The sequence below is a fragment of the Arthrospira sp. PCC 8006 genome (assembly GCF_046480465.1).
GTDB lineage: Bacteria > Cyanobacteriota > Cyanobacteriia > Cyanobacteriales > Microcoleaceae > Limnospira > Limnospira platensis.
Map to the genome: position 1 here is coordinate 1 of NZ_PKGG01000077.1, position 21,597 is coordinate 21,597.

Genomic DNA, 21,597 nt, shown 5'->3' on the forward strand with positions numbered 1-21,597 from the left:
TTCTGTCGGCACTATTATATCGACGAAAGCGGCAAGTTAAAATTACTGTCTAATTTAGAACAGGAAAACGCGGGAATTTTGTCTGATTGGCTTACACGAATTGCCGTCCGCCAGGAAATTCAATTTCCCTCTATTGTAGTCCGACGCAGCGTTTACGAACACCTGGGGGGGTTTTATCCTCCGGTGGGTTATGCTGCGGACTGGGAAATGTGGAAACGTATCGCTACTCACTATCCCGTTGGTTATGAACCTACCCCCTTGGCTTGTTGGCGAATGCACAGTTTGTCAGCAAGTAGTCGCTCTATTAAACAAGCAAAAGATATGGCTGATCTGCAACATTCAATTGAAATCTCTGCCTCTTACTTACCACCTGAAAAAACCGCGAATCTTTCCCGTCAAGCTCAAGAAAATTATAGTTTATACGCGCTGCAAACTGCTCGACAATTTTTAGAATCTGGTCACACTACCGAGGCGATCGCACAGATTAAAGCCGGATTGAAGTTAAGCCAATCTCCCCAAGTTAGGGATGGGGTCATCGCGCTATTTATAGAGTCTGAATTAGATGCCGTTATTGACCCCCAAAAACTCCCAGGACAGGTGGAGTTGGCTGTTCAACAATACCAAAATAATCCCCAGGACTCCGACGGTTTAAATAAATTGCGATCGCTCCGTCATCAGGTAGCAGAATTATGGTTAAAATTAGAAACAGAACAACTCCCCCAGGCTTATCAGGAGAATTTAGGTCAAGTACATAAGTCTCTACTCAACTCTGGTATCAAAAACGAAATTTTCCGCGATGATGAACGTCTGTATTTTCAGGAAATTAAATCCTATTTGAGTCAAGGCTTTAAGCAGCCAAAAACTCTTCAGTATTTACTCGCTGGGATGTTATATGGTCGTGCAGATCAGCTAATGCTTACCTTTGAAGAGTCTTTAATTCCCACTTGGTTGGCTGAGGACTATTTTAGATTTTTATTTGAGGTTCCCCCCCTATTCCAAGAAATGGGAGATGCAGATAATTACTCCCGCTATCGGATACGCTTATTAGATTTTGTTCGAGAACGTCTCCAGCAGCAGCCAGACTATCCCCTATGGCAAAAGTTAACCAGTATGTTGCTAGAAAGGGGGAATTTTATCCCTAACTATTTCGCCGATTTTAACTTAAAACCTCTGTTTTGTAGTCGGGCTGAGTTGTTTCATCTCTTCCTACAAACCCGCGATTTTCAGTTGGATTACTCCTTCCCAGAACGTCCGAGCGATCGCCAAAAAATTCGCCTAGGAATTCTTAACGACCACCTCAACCCCCAAACCGAAACTTACTTAACATTACCAGCTTTTGAATATCTCAATCGGGAACAATTCGAGATTATTTTATATGTTACCCAAGCCAACAATCATCCCCTAGAGAAATACTGTAGATCCCGCGCTGACCGTTTAGTTAGACTACCTGATGATAAGTTACAACAAGCAGCCACTATTCGCGCTGATAACCTCGATATTTTGCTATTTGGAACTAATGTAACTGCCATTACTAAACCCGTCACCTTGTTAGCATTACACCGACTAGCGCGAGTACAAGCTACCCTATTTTCATCACCTGTTACTACCGGAATGAGATATATGGATTATTATATTTCTGGTCATCTTTCCGAGGGTGCAGAGGCTCCTAATTTCTATCGAGAAAATTTAGCTGTTCTCAACGGAACTGGCTTTTGTTTTAACTATTATGCGATCGCACCTCAACCCGCCACCGTTAAGCCTCACCGCAGCCAATGGGGAGCCAATGACCAAACAATTGTCTTTATGTCCGGCGCAAATTTCTATAAAATTATCCCAGAACAAGGGGAAACCTGGGTGAAAATTCTCGCTCAAGTTCCCAATTCCATTTTAGTGCTTTATCCCTTTGCTCCTAGTTGGAGTAGCAACTATGCTAGTTCCCAATTTATCCGCCGAATGTACGCCACCTTGAGCAAATACGGAGTTGAAGACAAACGCTTAGTTCTGATTAAGTCTCTTCCCAGCCGTACCGATGTTAAAGCCTGTTTAGAACAGGGGGATATTTATTTAGATTCCTACCCCCACTCTGGCTCAAACTCCTTAGTGGATCCCCTAGAAGTGGGATTACCTGTAGTAGTCAGAGATGGAGATACTTTGCGTTCTAAACATGGTGCCGCTATGATGCGATCGCTTGGGATTCCTGATTTAATTACCGACAGCGAATCCTCCTATATTAGTTTGGCTGTTACCCTCGCAAATACTCCCGAATTGCGACAGTTAAAACGCCAAGCCATTCAACAGAAAATGGCGGCTAATCCTGAGTTTTTGGATAGTCGCGCCTATGGTGCGAAAATGGGAGCTTTGTTAACTCAAATCTTCCAAAATTACCAATCTCAACAGCAAGTTATAGATTTACATAATCCCCAAAAACGACAGCAGTTTTTAGCGGAATTGGTCGATCAAGTTAATCTCTATGAACTTGACCCCAATAATACTATGGTGGTAAATAAATTACACAAAATTCGTCGTGGTATGGTAGAATACTGGTTAAGACAACCACCCGAACAATTAGAACATCTTTATCAACAACAGATAGGTAAAGGTTATCAAATTTTGCTCAATAGAGGTATTCAAAAACAACCCTTAACTGATGAAGAACAAGCATTAGTTAAGACTTGGACAAAAACTGCTATGGGACTGACTGAACCCCATGCAATTAATTGTTTAATGGCGGTGATGTTGTATTCTCAACCTGGTAAAATGCTGGTGCGAGATGCGGTTAATCGTTTACCCGCCTGGTTGCTTCCTGATTATCAGCGAGTGTTTGAAAATGCCGATGCGATCGCTCAAATTAAACAAACCTTAGCCACGACTCAAACCCAGCCAACTCCTGTCAATTCTCCCCAGGTAACACCAACGGTCACTGCTGTAGATGTCTCAACTTTTGTCAATCGATTAATTGGGTGTGTCAAATTATTTAATATCGACCCCACAGATACTAATATCACCGTAGAATTGCGACAACTGCGGTGGCAATTTGCACAGTTTTGGCTCAATTTACCTGAACACCAGTTAGAGGAGATGTATCAGAGTCCCCTCGGTGATGGCTATCGCAGTTTGTTAAATAGTCGCCTGCAAAATGAAATGTTAACCCAACATGAATGGGATTTTCTACAACAAGTAGGAAACCATCTCCGACAAGGTTTAGATACACCGCGATCGCTTAATTATCTCATAGTGGCTATGCTATATTATCGACCGGAACAACTACAAATTAAAGACCTATCTCGCCTTCCTAGTTATCTGCAACGAGATTATCAAAATTGGCATTCCTTGAATAGTTGATTTCAATAGTTGATTTGAACTGTTGCACCCCAGTCTATTTGTAACCGAGATTTAGCACTATCTCCGTTAGCCGCAATTTCTATCCAACCGTGGGAACCAATGAGGGTTAAAAGATGACCTAGTTCGACTTCTCCATAGGTTCTATGGCTGCTAATATTAGGACTGGGGGTGCATTCAGGAAAGCTAACAGTCCAGGATTTATCTGCTACCATATCTCCCGGAATATTAGTAATTAAATTCCCAAAGCGATCGATATATTGAATGCTGCCTTTAATGCTCGTTTCTGTGATTTCTAGGTCTGGTATTGACAGGTCAATGAGGGTATCAGAATTAATCACAGTACCTAAATCCCTAATTGGCACACCAGAGGCGAGATAAGCAGCCACAGGACTAAAGATATCTCGACCATGAAAAGTAGTGCTGGGTTGGGAATTTCGCCAGTATTGATGATTAGTTAATTCCACTGCTGTAATTACACCATACTGCTTAATTAAACCCCCGAATAAGCCGTTATCAGGTCCGACAACATATCCGTTAGTAAATTGTAGTGCGATCGCCTTCCGTTCAGTTCCCACCCCCGGATCTACTACCGCAATGTGAACAGTACCTTCAGGAAAGTAGGGGTAAGCATTCATCAAACAAAACCGCGCCGCCATCAGATTTTGGGGAGGAATTTCATGGGTTAAGTCAATCACAGTTAGGTGGGGGTTAATTTGGGATAATACCCCTTTCATTACCCCCACATAAACATCACTTAAACCAAAGTCTGTCAATAATGTAATTATACCAGATACAGACATATTTAGCACTCCTAGTATCGGAATATTTAGGGTTTCTGGAAATTTTTATTAATGAAATAAATACTGGTCTCCATTGAAATGTATCATGTGATCGGGAAACTCCATAATCCAGGCATGAGTTTCCCTGGTTATTTCTTTGGTCAGTCTTTTGAGTTCCTTAAAAGATTCAAAGGCATTGACGAATGATAACTTTACATCAACATTTTCAAACAAAGATAATAAACGATCGCGACGTTCAACATTAATTGCACCACCAGTTTTGACAGCTTCAATAATAATTAAATATTTGTTATCAGATTTATAAAGCACAATATCTGGCTTGTCGTAACTATTTTTAAATTTGTCAATGTCTATACCTAAATAATTAATTAAATTTTCATCAATAAATGGAGAATAACCTCTGGCTGTATCTACAGTATTATCAATATATAGAACTTTATCAATATTAAAATATTTACAAAAATCTTGAAGGACTGATTTAATTAAAACACCTTGACCACCGGGTGCTATACTGACAGAAAAATTATGAGCAATTTTGACATTTAGCCTCTGTGATTGTCTTTTGGCTTGATACTTATGTTTTATTGTTTGATAGTTAGACAAAAAATTATTAAGTGCTATTGGATAATCTGCACTGCCAATTTTTTTAACTAAATATAGAACTTCTTGATTTATTTGATAACAGTATTTAGGACTATTCTTAGGTCGAGGCTTGTCTGGATTTTCGGTAGCGAGTTCAGCATCAACCAGTTGACCAACACAGTCATCGCGAATATTTTCACGAGTATTAGGTGCTAAATTTTTAAAGCCCAACTCTCGCATTTTATTCATCAATGGCGTTATTCCCCATTTCTGATTATTAGCTTCAGACCATGATTTGGCTGGCTTCATATCTAACATAACTAACAGGACAAAAATGGGAGTATCTCCTTGCATTTTGTCTGGTAATCCTAAATCCTTCATTAACTGACGTGCCTCTAACATCAGTTGTTCAAGATTTGGGGTTGGGTTATTTGATGACATCTTTACGCAAATGGTAATTTTAACTGTTGAGGAAAAGGAGAAAAATAATCTGTGGGTCGAGATGGTTTATTCTCCAGTGTCATTTTCACAGATTTAGCGATCGCTTTGGCTAACAAAGGTGGTACAGCATTACCAATTTGATTAAACTGAGAATTTTCTGAACCCACCAACTCAAACCAATCGGGAAAACTTTGTAATCTCGCAGCTTCCCTAACTGTTAAACGTCTCCGGCGGCCATCTGGTAATAACAATCGCAACATATCACTGGTTGCGCCTGATAGGTTTCTACAGGTCAGAGTTCGGCAAGGAATATCAAGGTAAATATCCCTAGGTTTAACACATTTAGATTTTGCTTCATATCTGCCAATATATTCTAGCATACTAGGCGTGAGAAATTTTGCCCCTATAGGAATGGTAGAAGCCGTATCATAAATAGCATCTCCAGCCGTATAAGGAATAGCTAAGGTTTCAGCTTCTGGCCAATTCCATGCTGTTTGATAAGCCACAACAAACAGGCGTTCTCGTTTTTGTGGAACACCATAATTAACAGCATTGATAAGTTTGATGTCAACCCGATAATTCAGTCTCTCAAGTTCGGCAACTATTTTCTCTAAATACTGACGATTTTTATAAAGCATTCCTCGCACATTTTCAAAGATGGCGATTTCTGGCTGATATCGTGCGATCGCATCTATAAAAATCGGCAAGCCATCCCTGGAGTCTCTCGGACCTTTTTGTAATCCACCTACACTAAACGGTTGACAGGGAGGACCTCCGATAATCACATCAGGATGATTGCATAAATCTTGACCAATTTCTAAAGTTTGACAATAACATGGGTCCTGAAGATTACGAGTATACGTGGCGGCAGCATCCGCTAACATCTCATAACCGATTGTTTGAAAACCTGCGGCTTTAAATCCTAGAGAAAAACCGCCACAACCCGCAAATAAATCAAGAACAACTAACTGAGATTGGATATCTGCATTCAGTTTTAATTCTTGGTGTAAATATTCCCAATAACTCAGTCTGTTTGACATGGTATTTTTCGATTATTTACTGCCTATTCAAAACTTGTTTAAAGCTAACCCAACCTAAACCAACTTGAAATACTCATCGATATGTTCCATAATGCGTGAGGCGGCGTGACCGTCTCCAAAGGGGTTAATAGCGGTTGCCATTTTTTGGTAAGCCTCTCGGTCCCCCAGGAGTTCGCTAGTGGCTCTGAGGATATCTTCAGGGTCGGTTCCTATTAATTTAGCCGTTCCGGCCGCGATCGCTTCAGGACGTTCCGTAGTTTTTCGTAACACTAACACAGGCTTCCCTAAACTCGGTGCCTCTTCCTGGAGTCCACCCGAGTCCGTCAGCACTAAATAAGCATCAGCGATCGCTGCTACCAGTTGAGTATAATCTAGGGGTTCCGTGAGAATTACCCGGGGATGTCCTCCTAACATTGCCTGTAGGGGTTCCCTCACCGTCGGGTTACGGTGTAGGGGTAGCAGTATAATTGTGTCATGATACTGATCAAGAGTTTTTAAAAATCCTTCCGCAATCCCCTCTAGGGGTTCTCCCCAATTTTCTCGGCGGTGAACTGTCGCTAAAATTAGTCGATTTTCTTCTAAGTTAAGATTGGGAATATCTAATTTGGGTTGGGTTTTAGCAACAGATAATAAAGCATCAATCACTGTATTTCCGGTTTGATAAATTTCCCCGACTACCCCAGATTTGATCAGGTTTTCAACCGCTTTCTCCGTAGGTGCAAAGTTTAATCTACTCAGTTGAGAAATTAGACGGCGGTTCGCTTCTTCAGGATAGGGATTAAATAAGTCATCAGTTCGGAGTCCCGCCTCTACATGGCCAATAGGAATTTTTTGATAAAAGGCCGCTAATGCCGCAGCAAAGGCTGTTGTCGTATCCCCCTGGACTAAAACCATATCAGGTTGGATTTGCTCAAAAATATTTCCTAACCCTTGTAAGCTACGATAGGTAATGTCCGTCAGGGTTTGCTGGTGCTGCATGATTTCCAGATTGCGATCGGCCTTGATATCGAAAAGCTCCATCACTTGCTCGACCATCTCCCGATGTTGACCTGTTAAAATCACTCGGGTTTCATAATTACAATTTTGTTGAAACTTTTGGACCAGTGGGGCCATTTTAATCGCTTCTGGTCTGGTTCCAAATACTATACCAATTCGATACTTTGATGTTGACATTTGTGATTAAATAAAGTTACGATAAAAGTATAAACCAATACAAAAAAATATCAAGACTGGTTATAAAATTAAGATGACTAGAATAGGTCATCCCCCTAAAAATGCTTGATCCCCAATTGTTGACTCAACTGTTATCCTCAATTCTCATTACCATATTCTCCCCCCATAACTCAGATTTTTATCGGTGTATAACTGGGAGTTATCCTTATATAAAAATTTTTCCGGCAATGTTTAATCATCCGTGATATTTTAGCACAAAATTGTTAAGATTGTCGTACAGGACAGTACAGAATTGGCAGGAAATATCATAGTAGAATGTTCCGAATGACAATTTAATCTAATGGCTTATGATCAACGTAAAAATGAGTGATTTTAGTCGTTTTCATGATCAAGACAAGTTAGACTCTGAACACTATTACCATTTTGATGGTAACTTGCACCGATTGGCAACAGCAATTGAACAAGAAAGAAAAAGGTTTGCCGGGCTATCTGAACCTACACCTGTGCTAATCTGGGCTTGTAATGCAGAAGGTTCCTATACATTTTTTAATGAAGACTGGTTAGAGTTTACCGGACGTTCCTTAGAAATGGAACGGGGAGAGGGCTGGTTCCGGGGGGTACATCCTGAAGATCGCCAAAATTGTTTAATCACTTACTGGCAAGCATTCGGCGATCGCAAACCCTTTCAACAGGAATATCGGCTGCGAAGGTTTGATCATCAGTATCGTTGGATATTTAATACCGGAGTGCCCCAATGGACAGCTAACGGTAAGTTTTTAGGTTATACAGGTTCTGCCATTGATATTACCGAACGCCGCCGAGCATCAGAAGAACTCTTACATCTGTGTTACCATCTGCAAGACATCCTAGATGACCGGACAACTCAACTGCTGGAAACCAATGAGAAACTCCAGCAACAAATTCAGGAACGCCAGAAAGCAGAAGCCGCCCTTGAGCGATCGCAACAGATGTTACAGCTAGTCATGGATAATATCCCAAAAGCGATTTTTTGGAAAGATCGCAACTCCGTTTATTTGGGCTGTAACCGCCGAGGGGCCTTAGAGGCTGGGGTGATTAGTTCAGAAGCAATTGTCGGGTTAACCGATGAAGATTTACCCTCAACCAAGGAGATGGCTGATTATTTGCGAAAATGCGATCGCACTGTCATTGAAACCAATATCCCTCAATATCGGCAGGTAGAAACCCGAACCCGCCCAGATGGTAAAACAGTCTACCTAGAAACCAATCGCATTCCCCTTCATGACAGTAACGGCAATATAGTTGCCATTTTAGTCACCTCCGAAGATATCACCGATCGCAAACAAGCCGAAGAAACCCTATTAAGAATTCGTAAAGCCGTCGATAGCACCACCGATGCGATCGCCATTATGGACGCAACCGGAGTGCAAATTTATCAAAACCGAGCCTTTTGTGATTTATTTGAATACGAAACTGTCGAACAATTCAACCAGCATGGAGGTCACAGAGCCCTTTATGTTGATGCCACCGTCGCCGAAACAGTCCTGAGCCATATTTTAGCCGGGTATTCTTGGCAAGGAGAAGTCCACAAGCTAACCCGCAGCGGCCGAGTAATTCCGGTTCACATGAGAGCAGATGCCATCCGAGATCCACAGGGTAATTTAGTCGGGTTGATCTGCGTCAATACTAATATCAGCGAACGCCTTTCTACACAAGAAAAAATTTTCCAAACCGCTCAACAGTTAACCAGTGTCATCGAAACTGTCGGAGAAGGCATTACCCTCAGTAATCAGACCGGAAAGTTTTGGATCTATAACTCCAAGATGGAGGAAATTACTGGCTACACCCTAGCCGAAGTAGAAAGTTCTCAGGATTTCCTATCGCTTCTGTATCCTGACCCCCAAGCTCATCAAGATGCTCTGATTGGATTATATGAGATTTTAGAACGGCCAGGCGTGCGGGATGTCGAAACTACCATTTGCACTAAGTCAGGACAACAGAAAACTCTGTTAGTGTCTACCTCTATTGTCCAAAATCAGGATGATAGGCTGTTTTTGAGTGCTTATCGAGATATTACTGAACGCAAACAAGCCTTAGAGTCCCTGCAAAAAGCCGAATATCAATATCGTAGTCTGTTTGAAAATGCGATCGAGGGTATTTTTCAGACTACCTGGGACGGTCACTATATTAATGTTAATCCAGCCTTAGCCAAAATCTATGGCTACCATTCACCCCAGGATATGATGGCTCAACTGACCGACATTAGCCACCAGTTATATGTTGATCCTGGTCGTCGCCCTGAGTTTATTCGCCAATTACAGGAGTCCGATTCAATTACTAATTTTGAATCCCAGGTCTATCGTGCCGATCATCAGATTATTTGGATTTCTGAAAAAGCTAGGGCCGTCCGGGACGGCTTAGGACAACTACTCTACTATGAGGGTATGGTCGAGGATATTACTGAGCGCAAGCAGGCTGAGGAAAATCTCCAACAGCAAGCCGAACGTCAACGGTTAATGCTTGTCATTACTCAACGCATTCGGCGATCGCTCAAATTGGATAAAATTTTAGACACTACTGTGGCTCAGGTTCGTGAGTTTCTCAATACTGACCGAGTAATGATCTACCGATTTCAGGATGATGGTAATGGCGTGATGGTCGTCGAATCAGTCGCCCCGGGGTGGAAGTCTGTCGTCGGAACTATTGTCACCGAAGATTGCTGGACTCCCCACTATCTGGCTGGGTTCACCCAGGGTCAAGTCCAAGCTATGGCTGATATATCCACTCAAGATTTCACTCGATGCGATATTCGTTTGTTATCAGAGTTTCAAGTACAGGCTAATTTGGTCGTTCCCATTTTGACCCGAAGGCACAGTGAGACTTCTGCTGAGTTGGGGTTTGTTGCCAATGCACCTTATAATCGCCTCTGGGGGTTGCTCATGGTGCAGCATTGTTCTGGTCCCCGTGAATGGGAGTCAACTGCAGTCGATTTTATCAAGCAGTTAGCTGTACAGTTGGGAATTGCTATTCAACAAGCTGAACTTTATCAACAGCTTGAACGCCTGGCTACTCTTGATGGCTTAACTCAGGTTCCTAATCGCCGACAGTTTGATACCTATTTAATGACAGAGTGGCGTAGGTGCATCCGCGAATGTACCCCTATCTCTTTAATTTTGTGTGATGTAGACTTTTTTAAGCACTACAATGACACTTATGGACACCAAGAGGGCGATCGCTGTTTACAAGAGGTGGCCCAGGCTTTGGCTCTATCTATTAGACGACCTGGGGATTTGGTCGCTCGCTATGGCGGCGAGGAGTTTGCTATAATTCTCCCCAATACTGATGCTGAGGGTATGTGTAATGTGGCTGACACAATTCGTGAGCAAATCCTACAATTACAGAGGATTCATGAAACTTCCCCTATTAGTGAATATATTAGTGTCAGCATGGGCGGCGTGAGTGTTTTGCCTAATAGCAATATTCAGCTTGAACATCTCATTGCTATGGCTGATACTGCCTTATATCAAGCTAAGGCTCAAGGACGCGATCGCTTTGTTCTGCACACCATGTCCTAGACTTTTCTGCATGGCTTATCGATATATCTTGTTCTATAAACCCTATAATGTCCTGAGTCAGTTTACTGATCGTGATTCTCATGCTCAGTCTCGACAAACTTTGAAAGATTACATTCCCATTCCTTCCGTCTACTCGGTCGGACGACTAGACCTTGATAGTGAAGGGTTACTTTTACTCACTGATGATCGCAAACTTAAATATCGACTTGGCCAGCCAGAATTTGCTCATCCTCGTACTTACTGGGTTCAGGTGGAAAGAATACCCACTACACAAGCCTTAGAACAACTGCGGCAGGGAATCACCATTCAAAATTATCGCACCCGAACAGCGAGGGTTCAACTACTATTAACTGAGCCACTTCTTCCCCCTCGTATCCCTCCCATTAGATTTCGCCAAAATGTCCCTACCGCTTGGCTCGAAATTACTTTAACTGAAGGACGCAACCGTCAGGTTCGACGCATGACCGCCGCCGTTGGCTTCCCTACTTTGCGACTGGTTCGTGTCGCGATCGCTCATTTGACTCTCAATTCACTTGAACCTGGTCACTGGCGAGATTTGCACCCCCAGGAAATTCAGCCATTTTTCAGTTGATTTATTTTCAAAAAAAAAAAATGGCCCAGCCCGTCAGCGCTCCAGGGGGTTGACAAGCCGAGCGAATCGGGATATGATGGAGTCATATCTTAAATAATTAAAGGCATGACTTTAATNAAAAAATTGCAAATATCCCATTATTTAATATAGTAGCAGAAGCGCCGCCCAAAAGCAAGGGTTCCCCANAAAAAAAGTGGCGCGGGGGCGCAAGGATGATTTTTTTTTATTTTTTCGGATAAAATTAGTTGTAGGGGCGGGTGCGCGATCGGCCACGGGAAAAACCAGCCAACTATCTACACCCGCCCCAGAGTGCTGTAGGGGCCGGCGGGTGCGCGATCGGCCACGGGAAAAACCAGCCAACTATCTACACCCGCCCCAGAGTGCTGTAGGGTGCGTCACATCCGATCAGCCACTGGGAAAACGAAAAACTTGCTGATGTGACGCACCTTCTGAGGCCATAAGACACACCGGGAACTATATACACCCGCCCCGACGCCATAAAACACACCGGGAACTATATACACCCGCCCCCAGGGTGCGCGATCAGCCATCGGAAACACCAGCACCACTCGCACACAGACCATGCCTTGGCAGCGAAACGCCCAGAGACCCAGCGAACAGAGGAAAAACCAGCCAACCCCATACACCAATTATTAATTATTAATTMTTAATTAWTAATTCCAGCCAACTATATACACCCGCCCCATAGGACCCAAACACCAGCACCACTCGCACACAGCTCTGCCCTTTGCACGGTACGGCTACAAGACTGGTAGGGGCGGGTGCTTGTAGGGGCGGGTGCAAGATCCGCTATCGGAAACACCAGCACCACTCGCACACAGACCATAGGACCCAAACACCAGCACGACTAGCACACAGCTCGAGTCTGATCGCCCGCCCCCAGCTTCACTTTAGCGCCTGCTGGTTTCCCGACAATTTCACCGCGTAACATTCGCCCCGCCGCTTCGAGTAATTGTTCTTCTAGGTAAGGCTTAGTAAAATAGCCTCTCGCGCCTAATTGATAAGCCATCTGGCGGTGTCTGTCAGCGCCCCTAGAAGTTAACATAGCAATAGGTAGACCTTCGAGTTGTGGGTCTTTCTGCATTCGCGAGAGAAGTTCCAAGCCGTCCATACGGGGCATTTCAATATCGCAGAAGACGATATCACAGGGTAAGCCAGATTTAAGTTTTTCCCAGGCTTCCTTACCGTCGCGGGCTTCTTCAACCCGATAGCCGGATTTTTCAAAGGTCATAGACAACAACGATCGCACTGTAATCGAATCATCAACAATCAGCACAGTCGGCTCAGTTTTAGAGGCGGGAGCATCTATGGGTTCACTGGGGAGATTATCATCCCCTATCATGGTATTATCAGTTCGGCGTACCCGATCAGTAGCCAGGTCAATTAATTCTAAAACATCGGCGATCGCCACAATTTGACCATCCCCCAAAACAGTCGCCCCGGCGATACCAATAGGTTTAGGTACCGGACCTTCAAGCTGTTTAATTACGATTTCCTGTTCTACCAAAACCTGATCAACTTGAACAGCCAGATAATTAAGCGCCGCCCGTAGTACAATCACAGAAATCATATCCTCTTCGATATTCGCACCATAAACACCGCCGCGACCCAAATGGCGTTTATAGGTAAGTAATTCCCGCAGGTGGCGGAAAGGCAGCACCGAACCCCGCCATTCTAGGGTCTGTTTACCGTCTGATCCTGTTTTAATTTGCTCACGAGGCACATCGATCATATCCTCCACCCCATCCATAGGGAAAGCAATCCGAGCCCGATCGCTAATACAACAAAGCGCCCGGGAGATACTCATATTGAGTGGGAGGCGGATCGTAAAGGTAGTTCCCTCTCCCAATACCGAATCGGTAGTAATATTGCCTCGAATTTCCGCCAAATTCGTCCGCACCACATCCATACCAACCCCTCTACCTGCAATATCACCCGCCTGATCCTGGGTAGTAAAACCCGGCAGGAAAAGCAAATTGTATGTATCATGGTCTGGCAGATTTGAAGCGGATTCCAGGGTCAATAAACCCTTCTGTATAGCTTTTTCCTTAACCCGATTCACATTAATTCCCGCCCCATCATCAGAAACCGATAACACCGTTTGGTTGCCTTGGTGGAAAACCTTAATGGTAATCTGACCCGTGGGCGACTTACCCGCCGCCTTACGGACTTCTGGGGATTCGATACCGTGAGCGATCGCATTATTTACCAAGTGAGTGAGAGGGTCGCGCAATTTACCCAAAAGCATTTTATCTATGAGGGTATCTCGACCTTCCACCACCAATTCCGCCTGTTTACCACACTTAATCGACAGATCCCGCACCGGACGTTTCAGGCCATCGGTTGCCCCGGCGAACTGTTCCATTCTCGCTTTATTCAAGCCTTCCTGTAACTGATTAGTTACTTGGCGCAGTTGGCGACTCACCTGATCTGCTTCTTCCACCAAGAATTCAATATCAGCGGCCGACTCTCGCACCCGCACCACCAACTCAATAATTTCTTGAGAGAGTGTGTGGAAGGGGGTAAAGCGATCGAGTTCTGTGGAGTCAAAAGTGTTAGGATCTGATCTAGTCGGGTGTTCATCACCACCGCCATGATAACTTCCGTGGAAAGAAGCTGATTTTTGCCGATTAGACAATAGGGAAATTTCCAGCAGTGATCGCTCATAGAAATCCTGCATCCGCTGACCCACATCACTTAGCAGCGACACCTGATCCAGCAGGTTATCTAAAAACTGTCGCATCCTTTCTTGGTCTTGTTCCAGGCTATTGCGGTTAACCACCAGTTCCCCAATCAGGTTACTGAGATTATCCAATTCTTTCACCGGAACTTTAGCGATCGGATCAAACTTAGTAGTTTGAGATTTTTGATAAGACGGGCTATATTGGGCGGCTATGGGTTCTTCCAGCAGTTCAGCCAACTCCTTGAACTCATCATCCTCACAGTAGCGATCCCTCTGTTCTTCCCAGGTACTCGATTGCGCCCGGCTCGGTGCTGTTTCACCCAAAAGGCGATCGAGATCAGATAGCACCCCATCATCAGCATTATCATCATCAGTCGTATTTTGATCATCCGTAGACCCTAGCAAATCATCCAGGAGACTCAAATCATCTTCCCAATCACTATCTAACCCCACATCTGGAGTCGTGGTTATGTTGTCAGTTGTCTGCGACGGGGCTGGTAATGGTGTGCTTTCAGTTTTCGGTGCGTTACCCAGTTGGTCGGTTTTCCCAGTGTTTTTTTTGCTACCCAAGCTAACGCACTCTACGGTTTCCTCCGTGTCGCTACTACCAAACAAATCATCAAAATCAAACAAATCTGCAGTTCTATCATCCCACTTCGACTCAGGTGGCGTTTGAACCTGTTTGTCCTCAGCAATAGTGTCTACACTAGAGGTTAATTTGCCATTGTTGTTATCCTCACGGGCTAACACCTCAAACCAATCAAGATCCTCATCAGTCCCCCCATCTTGATTATCACTCTCCCAAGGATCCGGGGTATCTAATGATTGACCAATCCCTGTTGAACTTTCAGGCGCGACAGTTGTTTCCTGTTCCTCATCATCAAGTTCCAACAACTGTTGGATAAAATTATCCGGGTCATCATTACTACTTTTCTTGACAGGTTTAGAATCGGCTGGAGAATTTTCTGGGGTCGGTCGATCGCTTGATTCTAGTTCTTCTAACAGGAGGCTAGTTAAATCGTCATCATCATCAGAAACCGGCTTAAAGTTGCTTTCATTAGACGGCGGTTCATTGCTAAAAAAGCTGTCAAAATCTTCTGTATCACTGTTCAAGTCGGAAAGTTTATCAGCTTCTTCGAGCAGCCTTTCCTCTTCCCAAGCATCTTCAATACCGCCCCCATGACGATCAACCACCTCAAACAGATCCGCCAAACTTTTCAACTCTTCCGGTTGCATTTGCGGCCCTGGGGGGTGGCCGCTGTGTTCTTTTTCCATCTCCACAGAATCAACCAATGGGAAATCATCTAGTATTGATTCTGATGTCTTCTCCGGTTCCAAATCAATCTCATCAGTTTCTTCTACTTCCGAGTTCGTAGTTAAATCTAATTCCGACCAAAATTCATCATCAGCCGTTAAAATTCCCTTACCATTCCCATTCCCATTATCTACAGGAGGCAGTAATTTTGATAACTCCGAATCTACAACTATTTCACTTTCTCTATTACTTAGCACTAAATACTGAGCCTGTTTCATGCCAGTAATCACCACAGGAGCCAGAGTTTTATAGCTATTTGCCCCATAAGCGATCGCCTTTTCTACAGTGTCTAAAAATTGCACCCAGTGCATTTTATCAAAAGTTTCTCCACCCCTAGCCAATTCCCGACAAATTTCAATTAAGCGGTTTCTATTGGCGGTATTATCCGACTTTTTAAACAAATCCAGCATTTCCCGCAACCGTGAAGTTACATCACCACAAAAGAAAAGTTCTTCCGCACTATTGATCGCCTTAACTGTCACTTTCGGAGCAACCTTCACCGCCACAGGAGCCTGAGCCGGGGCTGTTTTCGGGACGCTAGTAGCACCTTCCGCCACTACACCATTTAGTTCCGATAGGTTTTTTAAATTATAGTTTAGTGCTTCAAAAACCGGCTCAACTTCCGTTAACAGGCTTTGGGAAGTTTCCTCTGTCAGTCCATAGGGACCCGACAGATTATCTATTAAAGCTTGCAGGGTATCAAATACTCGTAAAAATAGCGATTCTAGTTGTTGATCAACCTCAATATGAGATTGTTCCGTTATTTTTTCCAACGCTTTAAAGTTATCTTCCAGGCGATGGGCACTTTTTTGGATACTATGAAGACCGAGCATAGCTGCTCCCCCTTTCACCGAGTGAGCCGCCCGATACACCTCATATAATAGTTCTCGGTCTTCAATGGTACTTTGCAGATTCAGCAAGCCCTGTTCTATGGTATTGAGGTGGTCTCTCGCCTCCTCAATAAAGTAACCCATTATCCGTTGTTGTTGTTCTGGTTCCATGGCTTTTTAATAGTATAAATAAATGGACAATATTATTTTTTTAAAACTCAGACACTTACTCAGAAAATCACATTTTACGAGGGTTCATTAATCTTTGACTAGGAACTTTGGCTATTAACGTTCCGAAGGATCTACTCGGAACCTTTCCACCGAAGTTAGCAGATCTCGTGCTACTCCTACCAGGTTACTGAGGGCGCTGGCGACCCTTTGGGCTTCTTGGGATGTATCTTGGGCGCTTAGTTCTACCGCCTGCATTACTTCAGCCACCGCCCTAGCTGTTTCGTTTTGCTCAACCGTATCAGCCGTAATTGATCGCACCAAAACATCAATACGATTGGTTACTTGGATGATATCATCAAGCGATCGCTTCGCTTGTTCCGCCAGACGGGTCCCCTCAATTACTTGCTGGTTTCCTTCCTCCATTGCCATCATTACAGAACTGGTTTGGCTTTGGATCTGCATTACAATTTGTTCAATTTCCTTGAGGGACTTAGCCGACTTATCCGCCAGTTGTCGCACCTCATCAGCCACAATAGCAAAACCACGGCCTGCTTCTCCCGCCCTAGCCGCCTCAATACTAGCATTCAAAGCCAGTAAGTTAGTCCGCGAAGCAATATTAGAAATGATTGCGACAATTTTCGAGATTTCCTGAGAAGATTCAGCCAAACGCTTAACATCTCGCGTCGTTTCTGCCACTGTTTCCCTAATTTTCAAGATACCAGCCACAGTCATTTCTACCGCTTCACCACCCTTAGTTGCTACAGCCGCCGCCGTCCTGGCTACTTCCTCAGCTTCCTTGGCGCTATCTGCTACCCGTTGAATAGCATCAGTCAGCAGTTGCACCGAATTAAGAGTCGCGGCCAATTCCTCCGCTTGTCGCAAAGCATCCCCAGCCACATCTTTGGCAAAACTCGCACTATCCGTCGCTCCACGACTCACCTGACGAGCCGCTTGTTTCACCTGAACCACAATTTCCCGCAGGTTCTGAATTGTCAGGTTAAACGAGTCTGCTACCGCCCCCAGCACGTCTGCAGTCACCTCAGCGCTCACAGTCAAATCTCCTCGCGCCGCCCCTTCCACATCATCTAGGAGTCTAATCACTTGGCGCTGGAGGTTTTCCTTAGCCTCCTCCTGTTCTTCCGCCTTCCGTTGAGCTTCCCTGGTGGTGCTTTCAATGAACTGAGCCATGTAGTTAAATTTAGCGCACATTTGCCCCAGTTCATCTTCCGCGTAGACATTCACACGGGCATTAAGGTTTCCTCGTGCGATCGCATCAAACTGTTTTTGCAGGTCGCCAGTCGCCTTCTCTAGCTGTTGGCTGGTAATACGGCCCATAGCAAAAGCCGTCCCAAAACTACTAGCCCCAGCCACAATAGTCATCAACCAACCTGAGCGGCGTAGATAGTTAACCACTTCCCCTTGATAACTACTAGCAGCAACCTTAGTAGCAATATTAGTAGCCACAGCCACAGCAATCAAAGTTACTAACCCACTCCCCAATGCTATATAAAAAGACTTAGATCTGAGCGGCTTATTTTCCAGGAAGGCAAATGAGCCCTGTTCTACCGAAATATTAGTATCAACCGAGTCTTCTGATAGGTTAGAAAATGCCGTGATCGCCTCCCTTTCTGTGGGAGTATTGAACACATCATCCTCGTAGATCGCCGAGCTATCGTTATCTGGGATACTGCTAGACCTTCCCAGGAAATTACTATCGAGGTCATCATCATCCAAGTCAGCGCTATCGGGCATAAAAGCATATCCCGCCGCATCTGGAATCCCAAAACCCTCTACATCATCAAACTCTTCAAAATCCTCTAAAAATTCGTTGACTTGAGAACCAGAGGTTTGATTTATCTTGTTGTGGGCGATCGCACCATTAGCCGTCCCATTGCTTACAGTTGACTCTTCCAGGCTATCGAGGTCAAACGTATCCGGGATATCATCCAGTTCAAACTCATCAGATACTGAATCATCAACCTGGTCAAACTCATCCAGATTTAAATCAGAGAAATTTTCTTCTTCCTCATCTAAATTATTATTTGGGGTCTTATTCAGGCTGATCTGATCAGGTTTCACCAATCCTTTTCCGTTACCATTACCGTTAGTTTCTGCCACAGTTTGATGCCTAGCATCAGCCATATCTTCTAGGGGAGAAAAAATATCATCCTCCTCTAGTTCCAGTTCTCCGATATCCAGTTCATCCTGCACATCGCCCAAATCCGGCGGTTTAATTTCAAGGGCAACATGATCAACTATCGTTTCATTAGTTATCGGCTCATCAGTTAAAGGTAGATCTGTCAGGCTGAAATCGTCACCCAAATCATCCCAACTGTCTTGATGTTCTTGAGTCACCCCAGGGGTATTTGTCGCGGGGGAGTCTTTATGGGGAGCATCGATTAAATCTTCCTCAAACAGTTCTTCTGGTAGTTGTTCAAGGGAGCCACTCATGGGGTCTTCTGGATCTAATCCTTCCGTCAACACCAGTTCATCCTCTTCGTCCATCACAAAGGGATCTGATGTTTCTAGGTCAAAATTCAAGTCAGGGTCTTCTTCTTCCGCGTCAGTTTCTTGCCCCTGAGCAAAGGGGTTATTTAACGGGTTGGTTAGGTCCGGGTCTACCTCATCATCTAGGTCGAAGTTGGAATCATCTACCAGGGGATTAGCTTCTAATTCTAGGGGATTAAAGTTATCTTCTTCTAAGGCAAATTCATCTTCTAGAGAGTCATTTAGTTCTTCACCCCCTACACTGGCTTTACCATTCCAGTTTTCCGGCTCTAGTTCATCTGCAGATATATCAAAATCACCCAGAACATCGTCGATCGCCTCTAAGTTTTCCTCTGTTCCTTCCTCAAATTCGAGGTTACTTAGTTCATCTAAATCATCCAAGGCTGACGATATATCTATTTCTTCCATGCCCATATCTTCGTCATCATACAAATCCAGAGCATCATCCAGGGTTTCTATAGTTGCCGAGGGTTTTTGGGGATATTTCCCTAGTTGTTGGGATGCTGCCGTTAATTCTTCCAACTCATCTAATTGTTCATCGATCGCATTTAGATCTAGTTCTTCTTCCAAATCAAGATCGAGGGAACCATTAGCATCATCACCTACCGAGCTCAAATCCTCTAGGATAGTTTCTTGAGCATCATCAAACTCATCATCCAAGCTAATATCTCCCAAAGACGAACCGGTCTCCGAGTCCTCGCAGAATTGACTAGCTTCTGTCAAGTAGTCTTCCGCCTGTTGTACCAATTCCGGGTCATCCGTAAGGCCGAGGACCACCTCATATTGTTCCCGTGCCACATCGTATTGTTGTAAACCGTAGTAAATGTGACCACACAGGAGGCGAGCGAATGGGTCTTCCGGGTAGTCTTCCACTAATTTATAGACTAAAGTAGCCGCCTCGTCCAATTTTCCATCTGTGTAGGCTGCCTCAGTTTTTTGGTACTCCTGCAGATATTCTGCACTTGCTGTCATTGGCCATTCCCCTTACGACTCTATAAAGTTACCGCAAAAATTACATTTAAAACTTCAAACAACTGTATTAGCTTAGTTAGTATCTTGATTACTGCTTCTCGGGTAAATGAAGGCAATATGATGATCACAACCTCCTCAATTGTAATCATCCTGGGAAAAAAGTAGTTATCTTGGACTTATTCAGATATGGGCTCTGGGTTCTAGTGCCTTTATATAGCTTATTTATACTGCCCACCGAGCCGATCGCAAAACGGCAATTTGGTCTAACAGGCGCAAAGGTTTATCTGGTGAATCCTCCAGAACCCACTCCCCTTTTATATAGGGAGCCATGCTATCGGGAACCTGAACTGGCGTTCTCATTTTTTCTATGGGTAGCCAGTCCATAGCCGTCAGATTGTTTATCGACTCTACTGCTAAACCCAACATAGTATCTTGGTCTTCTACGGCAATTACGGGAATTTCCGTGCGATCGGTGTTTAATTGCATTGTATCTCCCAAAAACTGTCCTAGATCAGCCACCCAAACCACTCGTCCCCTCAAGTTGAGAGTCCCCAACAGTAGGGATGATACATTGGGAATGGGAGTAATGCGGTCAATTGATTGAGATAGGACTTCTTTGATACCCATAGCGGGCAAGGCAAATTCGGCACCCGATGCCACAAAAAAACGCAGATGCAACTCACCCTCTGGGGTTTCTAGCTCCTGAAACTCGGAGCCGTCTGCACCTTGACCCGTGAGAAAATCGGGACTTCCAACCATTACCCCTCACCTACCCCCTTAATAGCTGTTTAACCGTCCCTACCAGTTCAGTCGGCTGAAATGGTTTGGCGATATAAGCATCTGCCCCCTGTTTCATGCCCCAATATCGATCGAACTCCTCTCCCTTGGAAGAACACATCACAATGGCAATTTTTTGAGTTTTCGGATCAGACTTGAGACGGCGACACAGTTCATAGCCATTCATGCGAGGCATTACAATATCCAACACCACTAGATCGGGAGAGATTTGTTGAACTTGTTCTAGTGCCTCTACACCGTCGCTTGCTACCGCGACTTTTAAGCCACTTTCTCTCAGGAGATTTGAGATCATCTCCCGTTGTGTCACACTGTCTTCTACAACCATAATTGTATTCATACTATCTTGCTGAGTTGCTGGGTTCTAAGTTAACTGAGGCAGGGCGCGGAGGGACTGGGGCATTTCCAATATAATTCGGCCAACCCTCAGCTCCGAGACATTCCAGTTAGAGGCCACTGGCTTGATTGCAACCGCGATATTCCACCCGCAGAGTTGAGTTGCTCAAATCCTTAATGCGAATGGATTTCATCTCAAGTATACCTAAGTTCGCTACGGATTGATTACACTTTGGCTAGACCGAATGAGACTGATACATTTACGCGACATTTATCCGGCTATTGCCTGACAATGCGACGATAGCACTATTACCCGTTAAGGTAACAGAGGCGGTATCCCGCAAAGCTTTTAGAAAGATTCCAAAAGCACCGTTCCAGTCCCTGGGTAGAGTGAACCCACACTCAGGACATCRGAACACTTTTGAGCCACCTAGMTGGGAAT

General features: G+C 44.3%; 10 protein-coding genes and 2 pseudogenes. 3 read left to right on the forward strand and 9 right to left on the reverse strand.

Annotated elements, in window-relative coordinates; translation table 11 throughout:
• Positions 1–3,342, forward strand: a pseudogene (locus tag B9T16_RS13125) (methyltransferase type 11); the annotation flags it as partial.
• Positions 3,343–3,344: 2 nt separating this feature from the next.
• Here B9T16_RS13125 and B9T16_RS13130 read toward each other — a convergent pair.
• From B9T16_RS13130 to wecB, 4 genes are read right to left on the reverse strand one after another with little or no spacing between them, the layout of a single operon-like run.
• On the reverse strand, positions 3,345–4,142 hold the full coding sequence (locus B9T16_RS13130) for an S-adenosyl-l-methionine hydroxide adenosyltransferase family protein (RefSeq protein WP_006618674.1): 798 nt from the start codon (positions 4,140–4,142) through the stop codon (positions 3,345–3,347).
• Positions 4,143–4,190: 48 nt separating this feature from the next.
• Positions 4,191–5,165, reverse strand: a complete 975-nt coding sequence (locus tag B9T16_RS13135) for a type-2 restriction enzyme AplI (RefSeq protein WP_014276337.1) — start codon at positions 5,163–5,165, stop codon at positions 4,191–4,193.
• A gap of 2 nt (positions 5,166–5,167) precedes the next feature.
• The gene (locus tag B9T16_RS13140; RefSeq protein WP_006618672.1) at positions 5,168–6,205 is read right to left on the reverse strand and encodes a DNA cytosine methyltransferase; all 1,038 of its coding nucleotides are present in this window, start codon (positions 6,203–6,205) and stop codon (positions 5,168–5,170) included.
• A gap of 54 nt (positions 6,206–6,259) precedes the next feature.
• Positions 6,260–7,378: a non-hydrolyzing UDP-N-acetylglucosamine 2-epimerase gene (wecB, locus tag B9T16_RS13145; RefSeq protein ID WP_006618671.1), complete on the reverse strand. Its 1,119-nt coding sequence runs from the start codon at positions 7,376–7,378 to the stop codon at positions 6,260–6,262.
• A gap of 347 nt (positions 7,379–7,725) precedes the next feature.
• Between wecB and B9T16_RS13150 the strand changes: the two genes are divergently transcribed.
• Positions 7,726–10,932, forward strand: a complete 3,207-nt coding sequence (locus B9T16_RS13150; protein WP_410244971.1) for a PAS domain S-box protein — start codon at positions 7,726–7,728, stop codon at positions 10,930–10,932.
• 10 nt (positions 10,933–10,942) lie between these two features.
• On the forward strand, positions 10,943–11,524 hold the full coding sequence (locus tag B9T16_RS13155) for a pseudouridine synthase (protein WP_006618669.1): 582 nt from the start codon (positions 10,943–10,945) through the stop codon (positions 11,522–11,524).
• Positions 11,525–12,392: 868 nt separating this feature from the next.
• On the opposite strand, the gene B9T16_RS13160 is transcribed toward B9T16_RS13155, so the two are convergent.
• The 5 genes and pseudogenes from B9T16_RS13160 to B9T16_RS13180 all read right to left on the reverse strand — a co-directional run.
• The gene (locus B9T16_RS13160; RefSeq protein WP_006617202.1) at positions 12,393–16,544 is read right to left on the reverse strand and encodes a response regulator; all 4,152 of its coding nucleotides are present in this window, start codon (positions 16,542–16,544) and stop codon (positions 12,393–12,395) included.
• A gap of 114 nt (positions 16,545–16,658) precedes the next feature.
• The gene (locus tag B9T16_RS13165) at positions 16,659–20,024 is read right to left on the reverse strand and encodes a methyl-accepting chemotaxis protein (protein WP_410244972.1); all 3,366 of its coding nucleotides are present in this window, start codon (positions 20,022–20,024) and stop codon (positions 16,659–16,661) included.
• Positions 20,025–20,246: 222 nt separating this feature from the next.
• Positions 20,247–20,783 (reverse strand): chemotaxis protein CheW, encoded by a 537-nt coding sequence (locus B9T16_RS13170; RefSeq protein WP_006617200.1) that lies wholly within the window; start codon positions 20,781–20,783, stop codon positions 20,247–20,249.
• A gap of 10 nt (positions 20,784–20,793) precedes the next feature.
• The gene (locus B9T16_RS13175; RefSeq protein WP_006617199.1) at positions 20,794–21,159 is read right to left on the reverse strand and encodes a response regulator transcription factor; all 366 of its coding nucleotides are present in this window, start codon (positions 21,157–21,159) and stop codon (positions 20,794–20,796) included.
• 256 nt (positions 21,160–21,415) lie between these two features.
• Positions 21,416–21,597: pseudogene (locus B9T16_RS13180) on the reverse strand (hypothetical protein); the annotation flags it as partial.